10 protein-coding genes and 6 pseudogenes are annotated in these 20,415 nt (G+C 63.9%); 7 read left to right on the top strand and 9 right to left on the bottom strand.

The genetic code is table 11. The features are described 5' to 3' along the window. The first annotated feature begins 6 nt into the window (after window positions 1–6). The 7 genes and pseudogenes from T428_RS0108720 to T428_RS36030 form a co-directional block, all read left to right on the top strand. A complete protein-coding gene (locus T428_RS0108720; RefSeq protein ID WP_036467565.1) occupies window positions 7–1,239 on the top strand; it encodes a winged helix-turn-helix domain-containing protein in 1,233 nt (410 codons plus the stop codon). Next, a pseudogene (locus T428_RS26690) lies at window positions 1,239–2,620 on the top strand (class I SAM-dependent DNA methyltransferase). The gene T428_RS0108720 and the pseudogene T428_RS26690 overlap by 1 nt, the downstream one beginning before the upstream one ends. Then, window positions 2,611–3,700 (top strand): annotated as a pseudogene (locus T428_RS26685) (restriction endonuclease subunit S). Before T428_RS26690 ends, T428_RS26685 begins: the two co-directional pseudogenes overlap by 10 nt. Before the next feature lie 141 nt (window positions 3,701–3,841). Next, window positions 3,842–4,762, top strand: a complete 921-nt coding sequence (locus tag T428_RS26680) for an MFS transporter (RefSeq protein ID WP_051465171.1) — start codon at window positions 3,842–3,844, stop codon at window positions 4,760–4,762. Next, window positions 4,704–5,054, top strand: a complete 351-nt coding sequence (locus tag T428_RS36040) for a DUF7373 family lipoprotein (RefSeq protein WP_156942902.1) — start codon at window positions 4,704–4,706, stop codon at window positions 5,052–5,054. Before T428_RS26680 ends, T428_RS36040 begins: the two co-directional genes overlap by 59 nt. Continuing rightward, window positions 5,027–5,131, top strand: a pseudogene (locus tag T428_RS36035) (hypothetical protein); the annotation flags it as partial. The gene T428_RS36040 and the pseudogene T428_RS36035, both read left to right, overlap by 28 nt. A gap of 45 nt (window positions 5,132–5,176) precedes the next feature. Next, window positions 5,177–5,272: pseudogene (locus T428_RS36030) on the top strand (M24 family metallopeptidase); the annotation flags it as partial. On the opposite strand, the pseudogene T428_RS26675 reads toward T428_RS36030, so the two are convergent. The 9 genes and pseudogenes from T428_RS26675 to T428_RS0108640 all read right to left on the bottom strand — a co-directional run bounded on the left by T428_RS26675 (window position 5,269) and on the right by T428_RS0108640 (window position 20,309). Further along, a pseudogene (locus T428_RS26675) lies at window positions 5,269–5,574 on the bottom strand (DUF2563 family protein). The pseudogenes T428_RS36030 and T428_RS26675 overlap by 4 nt on opposite strands. 12 nt (window positions 5,575–5,586) lie before the next feature. Further along, entirely contained in the window at window positions 5,587–6,141 is a 555-nt protein-coding gene (locus T428_RS33220; protein ID WP_281173771.1) for a DUF5631 domain-containing protein, read from the bottom strand. A 3,304-nt stretch (window positions 6,142–9,445) separates the two neighbouring features. Beyond that, window positions 9,446–9,859: a hypothetical protein gene (locus tag T428_RS34305; RefSeq protein ID WP_051465170.1), complete on the bottom strand. Its 414-nt coding sequence runs from the start codon at window positions 9,857–9,859 to the stop codon at window positions 9,446–9,448. 798 nt (window positions 9,860–10,657) lie between these two features. Further along, entirely contained in the window at window positions 10,658–12,217 is a 1,560-nt protein-coding gene (locus T428_RS32670) for a putative alpha/beta hydrolase (protein WP_156942901.1), read from the bottom strand. Window positions 12,218–12,392: 175 nt separating this feature from the next. Continuing rightward, entirely contained in the window at window positions 12,393–13,118 is a 726-nt protein-coding gene (gene narI / locus T428_RS0108660) for a respiratory nitrate reductase subunit gamma (RefSeq protein WP_025736165.1), read from the bottom strand. Between the two features lie 10 nt (window positions 13,119–13,128). Beyond that, a complete protein-coding gene (gene narJ / locus T428_RS26655) occupies window positions 13,129–13,764 on the bottom strand; it encodes a nitrate reductase molybdenum cofactor assembly chaperone (protein WP_036467562.1) in 636 nt (211 codons plus the stop codon). Continuing rightward, window positions 13,761–15,416 (bottom strand): nitrate reductase subunit beta, encoded by a 1,656-nt coding sequence (gene narH, locus T428_RS0108650; RefSeq protein ID WP_025736164.1) that lies wholly within the window; start codon window positions 15,414–15,416, stop codon window positions 13,761–13,763. The genes narJ and narH overlap by 4 nt, the downstream gene beginning before the upstream one ends. 2 nt (window positions 15,417–15,418) lie before the next feature. Then, window positions 15,419–19,116, bottom strand: a pseudogene (locus T428_RS26650) (nitrate reductase subunit alpha). Beyond that, window positions 19,113–20,309, bottom strand: a complete 1,197-nt coding sequence (locus tag T428_RS0108640) for a nitrate/nitrite transporter (protein ID WP_084298677.1) — start codon at window positions 20,307–20,309, stop codon at window positions 19,113–19,115. Before T428_RS0108640 ends, T428_RS26650 begins: the two are co-directional and overlap by 4 nt. Window positions 20,310–20,415 lie beyond the last annotated feature (106 nt).

Raw genomic sequence — 20,415 nt, 5'->3', positions numbered from 1 at the left:
TCCCGCGTGTCGATCAGCAGGCTGACCGCCGCGCAGGCCCGGCGGATAGCCGTTGCGGCCCAAGGGTTTACCGAGCCGCGACCCGGTGGCGAAATCACCCGTGCCCACCTGCGCCGGCTGATCTCGAGAATCCAAGTACTGCAACTGGATTCAGTCTCGGTGGCGGTGCGCGCCCACTACGCGCCGGTGTTCAGCCGGCTCGGGCCCTACGATCGCGACGTGCTGGACCGCGCCGCCTGGGGTCCGCGCTCGTCGCGGCTGCTGGCCGAGTACTGGGCACACGAGGCCGCGCTGATGGCCGTCGACGACTGGCCGCTGCTGCGCTGGCGGATGCGCCAGTACCGGCACGGCCGGTGGGGGACCCACATCGTCAGGGCCAACCCGGAGCTCGCCGACAAGATCGTGGCCGCCGTCAGCGAACTCGGTCCCAGCACCGCCGGTCAGATCGAGGCTCATCTCGAGGCCGAAACGGCCGGGCCCCGGGGAAGCTGGTGGGGCAGTCGCAGCGACACCAAGTGGGTGGCCGAGGCGCTGTTCGCCTCCGGGGTGCTGACCACCGCCACCCGGGTCGGTTTCTCCCGTCACTACGACCTGGTCGAGCGGGTGCTGCCGGCCGACGTGCTGGCCCGCGAGATCGACGACTCCGAAGCCGTCCGCGAGCTTTCCCTGCGCGCGGCCACCGCGCTGGGTGTGGCCACCGAGGCCGACATCCGCGACTACTTCCGGCTGTCCGCCCGGCAGGTCAAACCGGCGATCGCGGACCTGGTGGCGGCCGGCGAGATCGAGCCGGTGCAAGTCGACGGCTGGTCGGCGCCCGTCTATCTGCGTGCCAGCCGCTCGGTACCCCGGCTGGATCGCGGTACCGCGCTGCTGTGCCCGTTCGACCCGTTGATCTTCTTCCGGCCTCGGGTCCAGCGGCTGTTCAACTTCCACTACCGCATCGAGATCTACACCCCGGCCGCCAAGCGCCGGTACGGCTACTACGTGTGGCCGCTCCTGGTGGACGGTGTGCTGATGGCGCGGGTCGATCTCAAGGCCGACCGGGCCGCCGACACGCTGCGGGTCGTCGGCGCGTTCGGTGAGCCCGTTGATGATCGGGTGCCCCGGTCCCGGGTGGCCGCCGCGCTGGCCGGTGAGCTGTCCTCGATGGCGGCCTGGATCGGTCTGGGCGGGTTCACCGTCTCGGGCCGCGGCGACCTGGCTGCCGAATTGCGCACCGCCGCCAAGCGGGTCAGCTGATGGCACCGCCCAGGGAACTCAAAGCCACGCTGTGGAAAGCGGCCGACAAGTTGCGCGGCTCCTTGTCGGGCAGCCAATACAAGGACGTCGTGCTCGGGCTGGTGTTCCTCAAGCACATCTGCGCGTCGCAGTGGAACATGTTGGCGGACAACGCGAAGTCCGACGACATCGGGCGGCTCGTCGACGACGCGATGGACGCCGTGATGACGGCGAACCCGGCCCTGGCCGGAACGCTGCCGCGGATCTACCAAAACCTCGACCAGCGCCGACTCGGCGAACTGGTCGAGCTGCTGGCGAACACACGAATCGGCGGGCCGGGCCCCGGTGACCTGATGGGTGAGGTCTACGAGTACTTCCTGGCCAATTTCGCTCGCGCGGAAGGGAAACGAGGCGGGGAGTTCTTCACCCCGCCCAGCGTCGTGCGGCTGATCGTGGAGGTTCTGGAACCGGCCGGCGGACGGGTGTACGACCGTGCTGCGGTTCGGGCGGGATGTTCGTGCAGACCGAGAATTTCGTCGCCGCCAACGACGGCGACTCCAAGGACGTCCGCATCTACGGTCAGGAGGGCGTCGAGCAGACCTGGCGGATGGCGAAGCTGAACCTCGCCATTCACGGGATCGACAACGCGGGCCTGGCCCGGGGCGACACCTTCGTCGAGGACCTGCACGCCGGTGTCCAGATGGACTACGTGCTGGCCAATCCGCCGTTCAACATCAAGGATTGGGCCCGCGACGAACACGACCCGCGCTGGCGCTTCGGTGTTCCGCCCGCCGGCAACGCCAATTTCGCCTGGATCCAGCACATCCTGGCCAAGCTGGCGCCGGGCGGCAAGGCCGGCGTCGTGATGGCCAACGGATCGATGTCGTCGAATGCGCTCGGGGAGGGCGATATTCGCGCCCGGATCGTCGATGCCGATCTGGTCTCCTGCATGATCGCGCTGCCCGCGCAGCTGTTCCGCAGTACCGGGATCCCGGTGTGCCTGTGGTTCTTTGCCACCGACAAGGGCGATCGGTCCGGCCAGGTGCTGTTCATCGACGCCCGCGGGCTCGGCTATCTCGTCGATCGCGCCGAGCGCGCGCTCACCGACGACGAGATCGTCCGGATCGCCGACACCTACCACACCTGGTGTGGCTCGACGTCAGCGAAAGACATTTGCTACGAGGATATTCCGGGGTTCTGCAAATCCGTATCGCTGGACGACATCGCCGCGGCGGGGTACCTGCTCACCCCGGGACGCTATGTCGAAACGCCGACGGGCACGTCGGACGCAGAGCCGGCTCAGGTGAAGATCGCGCGACTGACCGGGGAGCTGCTGGCGGCGCTGGATGAGTCCGCGCGACTGGATGCGACGGTGCGACGACAGGTGCGTCGATTGTGCTGACGGCGACGCTCGGCAAGTACCTCGACTTTCGCACCGGCAGCGGCGCGCCGGCGCGGGTGCCCGACGGGCGGTTCCCCGTCTACGGCGCCAACGGCACGATCGGTTATGCGGCGAGGCCCAATGCCCGCGGGCCACTGATCGTGCTCGGTCGTGTCGGATCGTATTGCGGCAGCGTGCGTTACTGCGATTCCGATGCGTGGGTAACCGACAACGCGTTGGTATGCAAGCCCAAAGAGCCTGCGGAGACCCGCTATTGGTATTACGCGCTGCAAACCTGCCGACTGGGCGATCATCGCGGCGGATCCGGGCAGCCCCTGCTCAACCAGGCAGTCCTGCGCGACGTGCCGGTGCGGCCCGTCCCGCGATGCCAACGACAGCGGATTGCCGAGCTGCTCGGCGCCTTCGACGACAAGATCGCCGCCAGCCAGCGCGTGATCGAATCCGTCGAACGCTTGATGCTCGCCCTCGTCGAGCCTGGCGCAGCGGTGCATCGTCACGCGTGGACCGCGCCAATTCGACGACGTCGTCGCACATTTCAGCCTTCCGGCGTTCGACGACGGCGCCGCACCGCAGCGGGTCGGTCGCGCATCCGTGAAGAGCGCCAAGCTGGTGCTGTCGCAGCCGTGCGTGCTGATGGCCAAGCTGAACCCACGGATCCCGTGGGTCTGGAATGTCATGCAGCTGCCCTCCGAAATGGCGGTCGCGAGTACGGAATTCGTCGTGTTGACACCCAATGGTGTCGACACGTCCGCGTTGTGGGCCGCGCTGCGGCAACCGGACGTATCGCACCGACTGCAGCAGCGGGTCGCCGGAACGTCGACCAGCCGGCAACGCATCCAACCGGGTGACCTGATGGATGTGCCGGTGCGCGACGTCCGGCGTCTCAGCGCCGATGCGGCACAGACGATCACCGGTCTGGGTGCGCTGTGTCACACCCGCCGCAGCGAATCTTTGCTGCTGGCCGGGTTCCGCGACGCGCTGCTGCCGTTGCTGATCTCGGGTGAGGTAGCGGTGAGCGACGCACTCGGGCAAACGATCTCGAGCCCACCACAAGTCAACGCGCACGCAACTCACAGGTAGTCGCCATCTACCGGCCCTACCCTGGCTGGCATCCCCCGGTGTTGGGTCCTGCGAGATGAGGCAGAAGTCGAGTTGCATTGCACACCAAGGTGGCGGCCGCGTCGTGGCCCGGTCGCCGTAGCCACCGACGCGGGATAGCGCGTGAAGCTTCGCGTCGAGGTGCACGACATCACCCCGACGACTCGGGTCCTGGCGGTGGCGATCGTGGCCTCGATGGTCGCCTTTCTCGACGGCAACGTCGTCAATCTGGCCTTGCCCGCCATAGCGCACGACCTCGGCGGGGGCTTGACCCTGCAGCAGTGGGTCGTAGACGGATACCTGTTGGCGCTGGCGGTGGCGATCCTGCCGAGTGGTTCCATTTCCGATCTCTTCGGGCGCCTGCCGGTGCTGCGCCTGGGGCTGGTGACCTTCGGCGTAGGCGCGCTGCTGGCGGCCGCCGCGGTGGGGCCGGTGGTGCTGATCATCGCTCGGCTCGTCCAGGGTTTGGGTGGTGCGTTTCTGGTGCCGGGTTCGCTGGCGCTGATCAACTCCACCTTCGACCGGGCCGACCGCCCGGCCGCCATCGGCTTGTGGACCGCTTGGACCAGCACAGTTTTCGTGATCGGCCCGCTGCTGGGCGGATTGGCCGTCGACTTTTTGGGCTGGAGGTGGATCTATGCGCTGCTGACAGTCCCGACGGTCGCCGCCTTCCCCCTGACATTTTGGCTGCGCCGGACACCCGAGCCCGTCGACCGCGCGCGTCGACGTCGTCGGCGCGGGATTGTCCGCGGTCGGGCTCGGCGCCACGGTGTACGCGCTCATCGAGTCCCATCGGCGCGGCTGGAGCAGCCCGCTGGTCGCCGTGCTGTTGGTCGTGGGCGTGGTGGCGTTGCTGGCATTCGTAACCTGGGAGCGCCGCGCACGGAATCCGATGGTCCCGCCGATGCTGCCGACGGCGCTGAGGGAGCCGATGTGCTCGTCAACATGGTGGCTACAACGCTTGATCTCCAAGGGACGCTAATTGATGAGTTTTCGCCCACACCGGTCGAACAGCTTCCTGAATTGCAAATCGACCACCGTTGACGAAGGCGTTTATGATTCGCGGGCCATACTGCATTTCCAGGAAAACCCACCGCGCTCGAAGCAATTGTTCGATTCCGTTAGTTTGCAATACGGCTCAATCGGCATGGACAATGTCTACCAAATGCCTGATGCTGCAGCCGCGGTGCGGGCTATGGGCGGTTTGGTAGCGGACGCGGAAGCTCACGGCACCCCGGCAGCTGGGGTGCGGGGGCTGCCTACCGCCAAATGTTTCAAGCTTAAGGATGTAGCCTCTCAAATTTTTACTGCTTGGCGCAGGCCGACAGATATGTGATCGAGGCGTCAGACCCTGATCCCGATGTGCGCGAGAAGGTGTCAGCGCAGTACCTGATGTTGATGACAGCCAAATGAGTCGCCGAGGCGATGCCGGATGACCGAGATGGCGGTCAAAAACGGGGCGCTCGCATCGAAGACGTCGTCCCGGCGACCGAGGAGGGCACGTTGCCGGTCAACAATCGGCCGCACGAACTGGTCGTGGTACCGGTCTCTTAGGTAGGACGCATTGCGCGTAGGTCCGCGCTATTGTGCGCTTCCATATCTGTGAACCCCGCCTCGGCCTGTTACGCCTTGCCGCCGATCGAGGTTAGTGTTTCCCCGTGTGCCTGAAGGTTTTTCACGTGCTTATTGTGGGCCAGGCTGACTGCTTCGTGAAACTCGTCTGCGGCGGAAAAGTCACCGAACATTCCCGACAGCAGCGGCCCCCGCGACAGGCGATCGGCCGCGTCTTGGGAGTGGCCGCCCGCGCGGTGGGACTGGCTTCCCCCTGAGTGCAGTAATCCAGTGTCGACGAACACCGCCGCTCCTTCCTAATGGTTGACCGGGGCGCTGCACGCCTGGAACCAGGCGAGGTGATAGTTGGCGCCCGACGTGTCGCCGGCCACAAGGGCTTCGATGGCGGCCAGCAGCTGCCAGTTGCCGATGTCGTGGGCGTCGACGTTGTCGGGGTAACTGTCCAGAACGCGGGTGCTGACCTCTTTGAGGTGTGTCTGCAGAAGTTCGACTTCTTTGTCCAGCACTCCCGTGCCGCCGGTCGCGGCCTTGGCCAGGGCGCGGGCCAGCCGTGGTAATCCGTCGCGCCACTGAGTCGCCTGGTTGAGCTCCCAACCGAGCTCCTCGATTTCGGGCACATCCCGCGGGCGTGGCGACATGGGGACCGGCTCGTCTTCCTCGGGAATGTGGTGGATCGGGGTGTAGCCGGCGGCGAGAGTTACTTCGCCGAGCAAGGTTTCGATGTCGCCGCGGCGTCGTTCCGGGGGCAGCAGCGTGACCGCGGCCGGCAGCTCGATACCGGGCGGAATCCAGCCGCTTGCGAGATCTGTTGTGAGGACAGTAATTTCATCCGGCCGGTCACCGGCGGCCAGGCGAGTCGGGGTTGCTGACGGGCGACGGCGGACACGAGTCTTTGCAGCCGTGCCCGCGCCGTTGCATTGGCGGATGCGGCTCCGGCGGCCGCGCCGGTCGCGGTGGCCATGACGGCCTCGGTACCCAGGCTTGACGGCGACGACGGCGGCGGCGGGGCAGGCGTTTGACGAATCACAGTGGGGCCAGCGACGCCGGCTTGTCCAGCTGACGGGTGAACCGGCGCGGAGCTTGCGATGGCCGACGGTGGCGCGCTCGACGGCACGACGGGGGCGGAGGCCGCGGGGATCGTCGGCTTTATGTCAGAGGCGTAGGCGGGCAGCGGCCCGGCGGGTGCGGCCGGGGCAGCCGGAATAACTGGTGCCGACGGTCCCGCGACGACCTGCGGTGCCGGGGTTGCGTCCGGGGCTGTCGCATGGGCGACCGGCGGTGCCTCATACGCCGGTGTGTTGATCGGGACGCTGCCCGCGCCAGCAGTCGGCGTCGTAGGTGCCTGCGGCTCGGGGGGCGGTTGCGGTGGCGGCATCCCGGCGGCCGTGGCCGAAACTGGTGTCCCGGCTTGCATTCCCTTGTCGAAGCTATGCACCAATTCGGCCGGCGTCACCGGTTGAACCGGACTCGCCGGTGCGGCTGGTGTGCCAGTGAAGGGGGTAGCGTTAGCTCCATGAAGGCCCGGGCTGGGTGGGCTCATCATTGGTGCGCTGGGAATCGAGCCGCCGGCCCGCACCGGAGCGGACGGAGTCGACATAGGGCCCGCGGCCGGGGCAGGCCCTCCTGGTGGGGCTTGCGGACCTGGAAGTTTCGCGTTGCTAGCCAGCTTCATCGGTGATGGAGTTGCAGCGGGCGAAGAATCCATTGGGGGGCTGCCAGTCTGGAAACTCGCGTTATGCGCCAGAGGCATCGGCGGCTCAGGAGCAGTAGGGGTCTGTTCTGGTGGAAGTTTGGCGCCGTTGACCAAACCCATGGGCGAATCGTGTTGGTTCATCGCCTTGAGCACATGGTCTTGGAGAATCTCATCGTCGGCGGGAGGTTTAAACATCTGGCCGACGTCCAAGCCCTGAGCTTGCGCGAATTGGCGCGCCGAAAGACCAGTTCCTTCTGAATCGAGAACTGTCTGCATGGCGTCCAGTACATTTCCGGCGTATTTCGCTGCGGTGATGCTGGCTAGCGCTCGATACTGGTGTATTGCGGCAATGATCTGCGGGACCTTCGCTTGCACGGGTTCCTGGGAGTCCTGGATTTCTTTGATCCGTTGATTGCCCTCAGCTGCCAAATTGGTCAGGTCATGTCGCAGGCTAACCATGCTGTCGTAGGCGGTGCCGTATGCCCCGTGCTTAGTACCATTTTTTCGGCCATTAGCCGTGCTTGTTGTTCACCCCGCCGGAAGGCGTCTCGGAGATCGTCGGCGGTAAATCCGCGTTGGTCTGCGAGTGGACCGGTTTGGGCGACGCGCAGGACATTTCCATACTTTGAAAATTCAGTCTTAATGTTTTCACGATTCAGCTTGCCTTGTGAAAGCCCATTAAGTCTTGGTCATCTACACACTGATCACCAACTATATAGATTGACCATTCTCCGGGCGGAAGCATTATCGAACCACCAGCAGCGTTTGTCGGCTCTCAGTTGCGATCACTAGTTGGGTTGTCAGGCCAGTTCGTTCGACTCGTGCAACAGTCGCTGTGATGGGTTTGTCGACTTCTTCGCAGACTAAACATGCCGTCGTTTTAGTCTCAACGGTTATTTTGTCACAGCATGTCGGTTGCGTAGGCAATGGTCGGAACGAGCCGTTCATCGTCGCACCACCCGTCACCCGGAGGGCATCGATCAGCAACGCGCGCAATCGCCGTCGATGTCGCCGAACGGGTGCACCACCCGCGCGTAACCAGGTGGCTGGTCCGGTTGGCGCGTGGGGTGGAGGTGCCAAGTCCAACACGGTCTGATCGTATCGCTTATCCGTGGCGGCGCTAGTCAGTCGTGCGTTGAAGCTGGCAAGAGCGATTCGAATTAGTGCACGAGCTGGATTGGGCCTCAAGTAAAAATGCCCTGAAATCAATTTTAGCGACTTCGTTTAGCGCTGACTTTGAGCTCGGATATTAAGAAATCGCAGAATTACGCAACGATCAGCAGCGTGGTCAGTCGGGTGGCATTTATCATTTGCAAGTCCTTCGATTGTTGTGTGCGCATCCGTTCCGGCGCGTACTAGTGGGTCCGTCTCTGAATCAGGCGCCTCAGCAAGGTAGTCAATTGCGAGCTGTTGATAGATGTTGGCTAGCTTCTGAATCGCGGCAGCGAGATCGGGTGGCGTCGCTGCTGCTCGGCGAGCATGGTGGATAGGTAGCGGCTACCTGCGTCGAAGACCTGCCGTGAGCTCGTTGCTACCGCGAGCAGTCCTATCGGGTCACTATTCCGCTTCGCGCGCCAGCCAAGTCTCCGGCTTTACGCACTTGCTGGTACGCCGCGCAGATAGCAGTCTTCGCGTCCGCAACCTGCTGGCTCGAATATGTCGGCGGGGGAGGCTGTTTCGCGGGCACGGGTCGAAACCAGCCGATGATCGCAACGGCGAGCGTCACCAAGAGAGCGACTATCAAGAATGCGGACATTGGCCACTGTCGCGTGCGTGGGACCGTCAACGACGGTGGCCACGGTTGTGGTGAGGGCGGCATAGGCGGAGGCGGAGTGAGGTGCGACACGGGCTGATCCTATCGCTCGTCCACGATTGCGGAGGTATTGCGCGTTTTGGTGGCAAAGCGGCGGCTTGCAATCGTTATCCGACTGCATTGCAAGGGATCTGGTGCTGCCATAGCCCACACACCAATCGTCTAGCGGCTTGAGTTGGGGTCATCGTCATCACGCTTATGGTCGGGCAAGATTATTCGTCGGCTCGCAACCGGTTTGCCCTCAACACGTTTGACGACTTCGGGAGCTGGCGGCGGTGTGGTGATACGCCCCTGGACCGGCGCGCCGTTCTTAACTGTCGGTGCCACAATACGTTTCGTATCAGGTTTCTCGTCTTTACCCCCAGTGCCAGCGTGCATCGCACCCGGCGGCATCATCGGCATCGCGCCCATCCCGCCACGTGGGGGCCAGTCGACGCCGCCGCACTTGGTGGCGGGACCGAGGTGGCACGCGACGACGCGGGCTCGGTACCGGCCGACGGAGCGGGCAGCGGATTGAGACCCCCAGTCGGCGTGGTGGTGCCGAGCCCGCCGCCACCCAAACCGCCACCGCCTCCGCCGGCACCGCTCGCTGAGCCCGTTAGCTCACCGGGAATAGCCTCACCATGCATCGCACCCATACCGGCTTGCATCATTGCTGGCCGATCTGCGCAGCCTGCTGCGGAAGCTGGCTCAACGGTTGAATCAAACCTTGCATGGCGCCTGAGATGCCGCCGGCGACGCCGGAGATCATCTGCGGAATCTGCTGCGCCATCTCGGCGGGGCTGCCGGCTCCGCCTAACTTGCCGGCGAACTCTGCTTCATTGGCAGGGAATTTGGCCATGGCGTCACCGACTTTTGCGTCGCGTTCGGCATATGCGGTTTGAGCGTCGCCCATGTCGCGGGGATCGCCGCCATTGGCCGCAAGGCCCAGAGCCCTCAGCAGCTGGCTCAGGGGAACAGTTCCCGTAGCCAGCTGGTCGGGTGTGATCCCCGGGGGCGGCGGCTCTCCACTCAACTTGGCCGAGTGCTCGAGGATAATTCTAATTTCATCGTCACCGCTCATGACGCCCTCCCGCGCGACGGCAAGTGGAACGATCCCGGGATACGCTCCGCTCGCGAAACAACGCCCGCCAACATCACCAGGTTCCCCCTTTTGCCCTAGTGGCGAGGCTAATCTTGCCGCCGACGCTGGTCAATTCACCGTCGGAATTCGCGACCTTACGATTAGCGAAAATTCGCAGATGACGGAGGACTCGATCCAATTATTAACGATAGTGTTACCGTCAAACTTACGAACGACCCGACAAAAGCGACTACCCCGACAAATGCTGCCAACGCCCCAACCGAGAAGGCTTTTGTGCGACGGAACCTGATCGTGATCCCTGCAGAATCAAGGGCAGGATCGGTGCGAAAATCCACAACCAACCAAACGTGAGAAGCGTCGACATCACACCGGTAAACCGTCCCGCCAGGAGCTGACTCGGATGCTTCTGAGCACACGCAAACGAATTGATACGCTCCGAGCCGCCCACGTCAGTGCGTCCTCTGTGAGGGCAGAACTACAGTCAGCGTGACGAACAATAAGATTGAACCTCCAATCAGTGGGGCCAAGATAATCCCAATCGCTGTGCTGCGCCGGATCGATGTCCTGGCCCGCAAGTACATGGTGATTCCCACGCTGAGGACACCAGTCGACACGGCGAAAAGAAAGGTGTACAGATCGCGTGTCGTGGTATCTCCGTGAGGCACAAGAGACAGCACACTTAACATGACCACCCAGAGGAAGCCGCCGGAGGCCGCTCCGAAAAATACGGCTCGAATCCAGTCGATGGGTTCTTTCATCTCGCTCAGCCAATTCTCTCTATTTGATCGGCAACGGCGGCAACCTTACAACCGGGTCGTGCGCCCCGATGTCAGATGGACGGTCGACAGGTCCGAGGGGGTACATGCCGGGCGGGCTCGTGACAAGGGGCGGGCCGAGTGGCGCTACGGGAGTCGGGTGGTCGGCATGCGGTAGCGCGGGAAGTCGGGGAGCGGGGTATTGATCATTGAACCTCAGCTCAAGGGCTGAGTCACCGAACGGTTTGTGCCACCAAAGTCCAGCCAGGGGTCCGCCGGACCGATGCTCAAAAAGCGGCCACGACTGCACGAGGGGCAAGACGTTTCCGTCCGGCCGGTCACTGTAGATTTCGATCGCCGGAAAGTTTGTGGCGTTGCCCCCTACTCGGGGACCCGCGGGCGTTGGTTCGATCGCGATGGTACCGTTCACATCGAATGAGGTCGCCTTGGCGAGATCTTGGCCGCCCGGGGAGAAGGAGTCGGCGGCGCTGTATTTGATCAGCACGGCGCCATTGCTTTGTTGGACAGCCGAGATGCTGGGTGACCCCGTCCGAACCTGCCCGGTCTTTTCGTCGACTGACGGGTTCTGCCGAGCAACGATGATGCCGTTCTCGTAGTCGACAAATATCGACACCCGAGAATCTTCAGGGCCGGCGGTAGGTGAGAAACCTCGGTTATCGCCGAGATTGTCATGGTACGGGGGCCAATCGACTTGGGGGTCCCATACCGCCCGACCTGGAATGAACATATTGGTCCGTACCACGCCCTGTCCTGGGACCGGCTTGATGCGCCCCACGACGACGTTAGCCAGTGCGCCACCGTTCTTGGGTTCGTAACTGTTCGGATCTAGTGCAGCTGCGGTTTCCCAGTCCGCTGACGAGCTCGGCGGCCGACCGAAAACGTTTGTAAACGAATCGATTTGGTTCTGCCGCTGCCTGGCCCGGGCTCCGGCATCGGATGAAGTTCCTGGCGCATCCATCGCCTCAACCGCGGTCGCGTCGTAGCCCTCAGTGCGCAGCGTGTTCAGCGCACGTTGCAAGTCGAGAGAGTACGCGCTGCGAATTGATTTCAGCTGGCTCAGCGCGGACCTAGTGTCGGCGATCGCGAGGTCTGCAAGGTCGTTGATGTGTTGAGCGACGATGGCTAGTTCTGCGCCAGTGAGTTGACCGCTCTTTTCCTGAGCGAGGGCTGCTCCGAGTTGATTGTCAATAACTTCTAATTGGGTCTCCAAATTGGAGATCAGCACCGTACCGGTTTTTTGCGCTTCGGCCAAAGAGGCGGCAATGCGGTCCAACCCAGCCCCGATTTTTGGGAGCCGTAAAGACTGTGAGCCAAGGGCTTTGACCATCTTCTGCACCTCGGCGGAGCCATTGATCGGGTGATCACCGTTCTCACGATTCCATGACGCCTCAAAGCGACGACGTGCTTCATCGAATGCATTGCTGGACTCTGTCGTGCACCTACCGGCAGCGTGAAAGGCCTCTGCCAAGGCAGAAATCTGTGCCGGGCGACCGACTTGCAAGCTTTGGTTGATTGCCCAGGGGTCACCGCCGGCTTCGGCGAGCAGCTCTGGGACGCTCATCCAAGTCAGTTGCACCGCGGTCCCAACAGCTCTGTGCGCGCTGCCCTGCACACGTGTCCGGTGTTCGCGAACATCGCCACCTCCTGGCTACTACAGCTTTTGCTGAGGCTAACCACGGCAATCGATACCGGTCAATTCACCGCTATGGGGGTGCGCGATGACAAGTTGGAAAAATTTACCATCCACGGCGGGGCGGGGGTGAGACAACGGGTTTCTTGGATGGAAGGCGACTGCGGTAGACGATGTAGGGCCGGAATAGATAGCCGATCGGTGCGCTGAACACATGGACCAGCCTGGTGAACGGCCACAGGCAGAACAACGCCATGGCAATGGTCACGTGTAGTTGAAACCACGCCGGCGCCTGGGTCATTCGGTCGCCGCGGGGCTGCAGCATCCAGATGGATCTGAACCACGGCGATACGGTTTGTCGATAGTCGTGTTCGGAGCCAAGGGGTGTCGCCCCGATCAGCGTGCATGCCAATCCGGCGACGAGGGCGCACACCAGTACCGCATACATGACTTTGTCGTTGACAGTGGTGGCGATGAATACCGGCCCGGTGGTGCGGCGGCGAAATACCAGCAGCGCGACGCCGACGAGCGTGGTGACACCGGCGATCGTCCCGAGGACCATGGCCTGCACGTGGTAGGCGTGTTCGCTCAAACCCACCGCCTGGGTCCAGGACTCGGGGATCACCAGGCCGATGATGTGTCCTGCGATGACGACCAGGATGCCGAAGTGGAACATCGGGCTGCCGATCCGCAGGAGCCGCGATTCGTAGAGCTGCGACGAGCGAGTTGTCCAGCCGAACTTGTCGTAGCGGTAGCGCCACCAGGTGCCGGCCGCGACCGCTGTCAGCGTCACGTAGGGAATCACGTCCCAGAAGATTTCCCATCCCGACATCTCGATCTCCTCAGGTCCGCCGCGGCGGCACGGTCAGCGTGAACGGTTGCAGCCCAACGGTTTCGCCAGGTGACCCCTCTTGGGCGAGGCGCTGTGCGCGGCGGATGTCAAGGTCGGTCGTGGCCGGCAGCGTCGTGAGGACCGCCTCGACGGTAGGCGCATAGACCGATCCGGTCTGGCGCAACGCTTGATGCAGCAGGTCGATGGCGACTCGGTGTTCGTTGAGCAGCCTGCGTCCGGCGTCGGCGTCGACGATGGCGGCGAACTCCAGCACTACCGGTAGATAGTCAGGTGCTTCGTCGCGGGGTGTCGGTGCGCCCGCCGCCCGGTAGGTGTCGGCGAACGCAAGCATCGCCGCGCCGCGATTGCGGGTGTCGCCGGCGGTCCAGTATGTGAGGTACATGGTGCAGCGGCGGCGCAGGTCGAAGGTGGCCACATATTCTTGTGCGGCGCACATCGGGTCCAGGTCGCGCACCGCCACCATGGTCTGGGAAAGGTGCTTGGCGGCAAGGCCTTCGACGTGGTCGAGCAGTGCGGCCGCGGTGTTCAGCCGCTGTTGGTCGGGATAACCGAGTAGCAGTGATGCGCATTGCCAGACCAACCGGTCCGCCAGTGCGGCGGCACGTGCGCGTCTGGGCAGCTTCATTGGCGGACATTGTTGTGGGGGAACATGCCTTCGGGAACGCCGCGCCCGTCCCAGTTGAGCAGGTTCACCCGCGACGGGCGTTCAGCGTTGGCGGCCATACCCGTACCGGTCTGCCGCTGATGCAACGCGTGGAAGGTCTCCACCGCGACCGGTATCGAATCGCCGCTGGCCTCACCGAACGGCCCCGACTCGTACATTCCCGGCCCACCTTCGTAGGACAGCGAGCAACCCGGCTCATCAATCGGATGGAGAGGATCGACTGCGTAGGCGGTGGGAATCACATACCGCTCTTCGTATTTCGCCAATGCCAGGAGACGGTACATCTCGTAGATCTGTTCTTCGGTCATGCCCACCGACTGTGGAATGTGTGCTTGGGGTGCACGCCCAAGGTTGATATCCCGCATGTAGGACCGCATGGCGGCCAACCGGCGCAGGACGTTTTCGATGACGGCGGTGTCACCGGCGCTGAACAGGCCGGCCAGGTACTGCATCGGGATGCGCAACGCACTCAGCGCTCCGAACAGGTTGCCGATCTCTTCTGCATCATGGCCGTCGCGGGCCACCGCGTCGACCACCGGTGACAGCGGTGGGATGTACCAGATCATCGGCATGGTGCGGTATTCCGGGTGCAGCGGCAGCGCGACTTGGTAGGTGTGGATCAGCGCGTAGACCGGGGATCGCTGCGCCGCGGCGATCCAGTCCTCGGCGATACCTTCGGCGCGGGCACCGGCGATCACCTCAGGGTCGTGCGGGTCGAGCAGGATCGACTTTTGCGCTTCGTAGAGGTCAGTATCGTCGGGCACCGACGCGGCTTCTGTCACCCGGTCGACGTCGTAGAACAGCAGGCCGATGTAGCGCAGCCGACCTACACAGGTCTCCGAACAAACCGTGGGCAATCCGACCTCCACCCTCGGATAGCAGAGCGTGCACTTTTCGGCCTTGCCGGTCTTGTGGTTGAAATACACCTTCTTGTAAGGACATCCGGACACGCACATCCGCCAGCCGCGGCAGCGGTCCTGGTCGACGAGCACGATGCCGTCCTCGCTGCGTTTGTATAGCGCGCCCGACGGGCACGACGCCACGCAGGACGGGTTGAGGCAGTGCTCGCAGATCCGCGGCAGGAAGAACATGAACGTCTGCTCGAGTTCCAGCCGGATTTGTTCGCTGATCATCTTCAGTACCGGGTCGTCGGGAACGATCTCTGGTGAGCCGCCGAGGTCATCGTCCCAGTTGGCCGACCACTGGATCGTCATCGGCTCTCCACTGATCAGGCTGCGTGGCGGCGCGACGGGCATCTGATCACCCAGCGGTGCTGAGATGAGATTGTCGTAGTCGTAGGTCCACGGCTCGTAGTAATCCTCGATGCCGGGCATTTTGGGGTTGGCGAAGATGCGGACCAGCTTGCTCAGTCGACCGCCGTCACGCAGGAGCAGCCGACCGCGCTTGTCGCGAATCCAACCGCCGCGCCAGCGCTCCTGATCCTCGTAAGTGCGCGGATACCCTTGTCCGGGACGGGTTTCGACGTTGTTGAACCACACGTACTCGGTGCCGGCCCGATTCGTCCACGCCTGTTTACAGGTCACCGAGCAGGTGTGGCAGCCGATGCACTTGTCGAGGTTCATCACCATCGCGATCTGTGCCATGACCTTCATGATCAGAACCTCACCTCTTGGCTGCGCCGTCTCACGACGGTCACCTCGTCTCGCTGGTTGCCCGTCGGACCGAGATAGTTGAACGCGAAGGCATTCTGTGCATACCCGCCCGCCAGGTGACTGGGCTTGATCAGCAAGCGGGTCAGCGTGTTGTGAATTCCACCGTGCTTGCCCGTGGTCTCGGTGAGGGGAACGTCGATGGTGCGCTCCTGCACGTGATAGACGTACACCACGCCCTCGGGCATCCGGTGGCTCACAATGGCCCGGCACACCAGCACCCCGTTACGGTTGACCGCCTCCACCCATTCGTTGTCGCGCACGTGTATCTTCGCCGCGTCGGCGGGACTCATCCACATTGTCGGGCCGCCTCGCGACAACGACAGCATCAACAGGTTGTCCTGATACTCCGAGTGGATCGACCACTTCGAGTGGGGGGTCAGATAGCGCACCGCTAAACCGATGCCCTCCCGGAGGTCGCCCACAGGGGGTTCGCCGAACAGTTTCGCCATGTCGAGCGGGGGGCGGTAAATCGGTAGTTGCTCTCCGAGTTCCTCGAACCAATCGTGATCGAGGTAGAAATGCATGCGGCCGGTCAGGGTGTGAAACGGCTTGAGGTGCTCGATGTTCACGGTGAAAGGTGCGTAGCGACGCCCCCCGGTCTCACTGCCCGACCATTCCGGGCTTGTGATGACCGGGACTGGGCGGGCCTGTGCGTCGGCGTAGGTGATCCGGCGCTCCTCACTACCGTGGGCTAAGTGCGCCAGGCGGCGACCGGTGCGGTGCTCCAGTTCGCGGAATCCCTCGACGGCCAACCGGCCATTGGTAGTGCCCGACAGCGCGAGGATCGTGTCGGCCATTCGCGCTGCAGTAGTGACCGCCGGACGTCCCTGCGCCGGGCCGCTGGCCATGACGCCGAATTTGGCCGCGAGTTCGTCGACCTCCCTGCTCGGATGGACGGTCACACCCTTAGTGGTCGTGCCCAACCGGTCGACCAGGGGGCCGAGGGTGGCCCACTGGTCGGCGATCGCGGTGTAGTCGCGCTCCTCCACCGTCAACGGGCCCATCGTCGAGCCGGGCACCGGGATTTCACCGTCTTCGCGCCAATCGCGTTGGGTGCCAGACGGGTACGCCATCGCACCGGCGGTGTCATGCTGCATGGCGCCCAACACCACGTCGGTGCGGGTGCCCAGGTGCTCGACCGCCAGGGCACTGAACGTGCGGGCGATCGCGCCGAACGCCTCGTAGTCAGTACGCGTCTCCCACGGCGGATCGATCGCGGGAGTGAACGCGTGGACATAGGGGTGCATGTCGGTGCTGGACAGGTCATGCTTCTCGTACCAGGTCGCCGCCGGCAGCACCACATCCGAGAGCAGTGTGGTTGAGGTCATCCGGAAATCGATCGACATGAGCAGGTCAAGCTTGCCCTCGGGGATTTCCTCTGAGCAGGCAATACCGTTGGGCCGCAACGCTTCACCGGCGGGATCGGCCTGCAGGTTCGAATCGGTACCCAGTAGGTGACGCAGGAAGTACTCGTTGCCCTTACTCGATGAGCCCAGGAGGTTGGCACGCCATACGCTAAGCACCCGTGGCCAGTTCGCGGGATCGTCGGGTTCGGTCACGGCGAATGTCAACTGTCCCGACGCCAATTGCTCGCCGACATAGGCGGCGACGTCGGCACCGGCGGCACGCGCCTCGTCGGCCACGTCGAGGCTCGACCGGTTGAACTGCGGATAAATACGGGCTCCACCCCATCGCCACCGACGAGGCCAAGACATCCATCGTGTGCTTGTCGTGGAACCGCCCCCGCCCCGTCGGGCTGGCCAACGCGTCGGCTCGGTAGCCGTCGTAATGCCACTGATCGGTATGGACATACCAGTACGACGTGCCCGGCATTTGCCGCGGCGGGCGGCACCAGTCGGTCGCCATGGCCATCGTCGCCCACCCGGTGACCGGGCGACACTATTTCCTGCCCGACGTAGTGCGCCCGGCCGCCACCGTTGCGACCCATCGAGCCGGTCAGCAACAGCATCGCCAGCACCGCGCGGTACGTGACGTCGCCGTGGAACCACTGACAAATGCCGGCACCCATTATGATCATCGACCGTCCGCCGGACTCTTCGGCATTGCAGGCGAATTCCTTAGCCACGCGGACGGCTTGGCTGGCCGAGACCCCGGTGATGGCCTCCTGCCAGGCCGGCGTATAGGACTGGGTCGCGTCGTCATAGTCGCGGGGCCAGTCACCCGGCAGCCCGGGCCGGCTCACCCCGTACTGGGCCAGCATCAGATCGAACACCGTGCACACCCGGTGCTCACCCACGCGGCGCACCGGGACACCACGGGTCATTGTCTCCCCATGGCCGTCGACGGCGTCGAACCGCGGCAGGGTGACCCGCGCGTGCTCGCCCTCTTTGCCGGACTCGGGTGACACCGTCAACGCGGGCACCACGTCACCGAGATCGAGGTTCCATCTGCCCGCGCCTTTGTCACCGAAGCGAAACCCCAGCGAACCGTTCGGCACCGCCACACTGTTGGTGACGCCGTCCCACACGACCGGTTTGAACGACGCGTTCTCCACCTGCTGTCCGAGATCGGCGGCGGTGAGCATCTTCGCGGGCACGGTGGCGCCGCCGCGCTCCTCGAGCTTGACCAGGAACGGCAGGTCGGTGTACTGGCGCACATAGTCGACGAAGAACGGCACTCGTTGTCGCACAAAGTATTCGGTCAGGATGACGTGACCCATTGCCATTGCCAGGGCGCCATCGGTACCTGCCGCACACGGCATCCACTCGTCGGCGAACTTGGTGTTGTCGGCGTAATCGGGGCTGACGGCAACCACCTTGGCACCGCGGTAGCGCACCTCGGCCATCCAGTGCGCATCCGGGGTGCGAGTGACCGGCACATTGGAACCCCACATAACCAGGTATGCGGTGTCCCACCAGTCGCCTGACTCCGGTACGTCGGACTGGTCCCCGAACACCTGCGGGGAAGCCACCGGCAGGTCGGCGTACCAATCGTAGAAGGACGTCATCACCCCGCCGATCAGCTCGACGAACCGCGAACCCGCCGCGTGGCTGACCATCGACATCCCCGGGATCGGCGAGAAGCCGGCGACCCGATCCGGGCCGTAAGTCTTGATCGTGTGGACGTGTGCGGCGGCGATCATCTCGGTGGCCTCAGCCCAGGTCACCCGGACCAAACCGCCTTTGCCGCGGGCCTGCTGATAGCGGCGACGGCGCTGCGGGTCAGCCTGAATGTCTGCCCACGCCAACACCGGATCGCCCAGACGGGCTTTGGCCTCGCGGTACATCTCGACCAGCACACCGCGGCCATAGGGGTAACGCACCCGCGTGGGCGAGTAAGTGTACCAGGAGAACGCGGCACCACGCGGGCAGCCACGCGGCTCGTATTCCGGGCGGTCCGGGCCCACCGACGGATAGTCGGTTTCCTGGATTTCCCAGGTGATGATGCCGTCTTTGACGTAGACCTTCCATGAACAGGACCCGGTGCAGTTCACGCCGTGGGTTGATCGGACCACCTTGTCGTGGCTCCACCGGTCGCGGTAGAACACGTCTCCGTCGCGCCCACCCCGGCGCGTGACGGTGCGCAGGTCGTCAGAGAACTCGCCGGTAGTGAAGAAGCGACCACTGCGCTCGAGCAGTTCCTCGATGCGGCCGCCGGTACGCGGCGGGGTGGTCGTCATGGCGAAGACTCCCTGACGGTGGCCGCCGGCTCGTGGGGACGCAGGCGGATCGCGGTGTACAGCAAGGCAACAAGTGCAGTAGCCACCAGCAGCATCAGCCCGACGGTGTAGTCATTGCCGACCGCATCGTAGGTCGCGCCCATGACCAGCGGGGGGAAGTAACCGCCGAGGCCGCCGGCAGCGGCGACGATGCCCGTGACGGAGCCCACCGAGGCCGCTGGCGAGCGCCGTGCCACCCAGGCGAACACTCCGCCGATGCCGATGCCGAGGAACACCGCCAGGATGATGAACGTTGTCGCCGACCACAGATCGGCCGGCGGTTTGAAGACCGCCGCCAGCGCCATTACCGCAGTGCCCGCGAGCGACAGCAACACGACGTATTTGGGGGAGACGCGATCCGCTAGGGCCCCGCCGACCGGACGAGCCGATACCGCAGCCAGAGCAAAGCCAGCGGTGCGGGCGCCCGCATCGACAGTGGATAAACCGTAGATGGTCTTGATATAGCTGGGCAGATAGTTGCTGAACGCGACGAATCCGCCGAAAACAATGGCATAGAGGAACGACATTTCCCAGGTGACCGGCAGCTTTACCGCCGCCTCCAATTTCGGTATCACCCGCTCGGTATTTGGCACAAACTCCGGTGAATCGGCCATCAGTATCCAACTGAGCACGGCGGTGAGCGCCAACGCGATCGCGACAATGACATGAGTTGTCAGCAACCCGAACCACTGCGCGAATCGCGGGGTGAAGAACGCCGACAGCGCGGTACCGACCATCCCCATGCCGAAAACACCCGTGGCAAATCCACGGCGAGACGGCTCATACCAGGTGTTGACGAACGGAATGCCGACCGCGAAGACCGTGCGTGCGATGCCCAGGAAAAGTCCACTGACCACCAGCCACGGATAGGATCCCGTCGAGCCGGCCACGCCCACGGCCAGCACCGGTGGTATCGACAGCAGCGACACCGCGATCAACATCGCGCGACCACCGAACCGGTCGGTGAGCGGTCCGGTGACGATCCGGCCAAGGGCACCGACCAGGATCGGTGTTGCCACCAGAATCGATGCTCCGGCGCTGGTGAGCTTCATCGCCCCGGCATACGAAGTCGACAGCGGACCGATCAAATTCCATGCCCAAAGATTCACCACCGATACCCACGTGGCAAGCACCAAGTTCACGGTTGGCCGCATCCCCGTACCGGAGGTGCTCACCGTACCGCCATCGCCTCTAACCCAGAAGCGGGCACCGACTCAAAATCTCGCGGCAAATACCGATGGTGACCAGCCGATGCATTCA

Source organism: Mycobacterium genavense ATCC 51234 (assembly GCF_000526915.1).
Lineage (GTDB): Bacteria > Actinomycetota > Actinomycetes > Mycobacteriales > Mycobacteriaceae > Mycobacterium > Mycobacterium genavense.
The sequence above is the reverse complement of the archived record's forward strand: the minus strand, read 5'-3'. Positions and strand labels throughout refer to the sequence as shown.

Bases quoted from the DNA above. Each gene is read 5' to 3' on its own strand.
- narH (WP_025736164.1), bottom strand. From the start codon at position 15,416: ATGAAGGTCATGGCACAGATCGCGATGGTGATGAACCTCGACAAGTGC.
- T428_RS36040 (WP_156942902.1), top strand. From the start codon at position 4,704: ATGAGTTTTCGCCCACACCGGTCGAACAGCTTCCTGAATTGCAAATCG.
- narI (WP_025736165.1), bottom strand. From the start codon at position 13,118: ATGTCGGGATGGGAAATCTTCTGGGACGTGATTCCCTACGTGACGCTG.
- narJ (WP_036467562.1), bottom strand. From the start codon at position 13,764: ATGAAGCTGCCCAGACGCGCACGTGCCGCCGCACTGGCGGACCGGTTG.
- T428_RS34305 (WP_051465170.1), bottom strand. From the start codon at position 9,859: ATGAGCGGTGACGATGAAATTAGAATTATCCTCGAGCACTCGGCCAAG.
- T428_RS0108640 (WP_084298677.1), bottom strand. From the start codon at position 20,309: ATGCGGCCAACCGTGAACTTGGTGCTTGCCACGTGGGTATCGGTGGTG.
- T428_RS32670 (WP_156942901.1), bottom strand. From the start codon at position 12,217: ATGAGCGTCCCAGAGCTGCTCGCCGAAGCCGGCGGTGACCCCTGGGCA.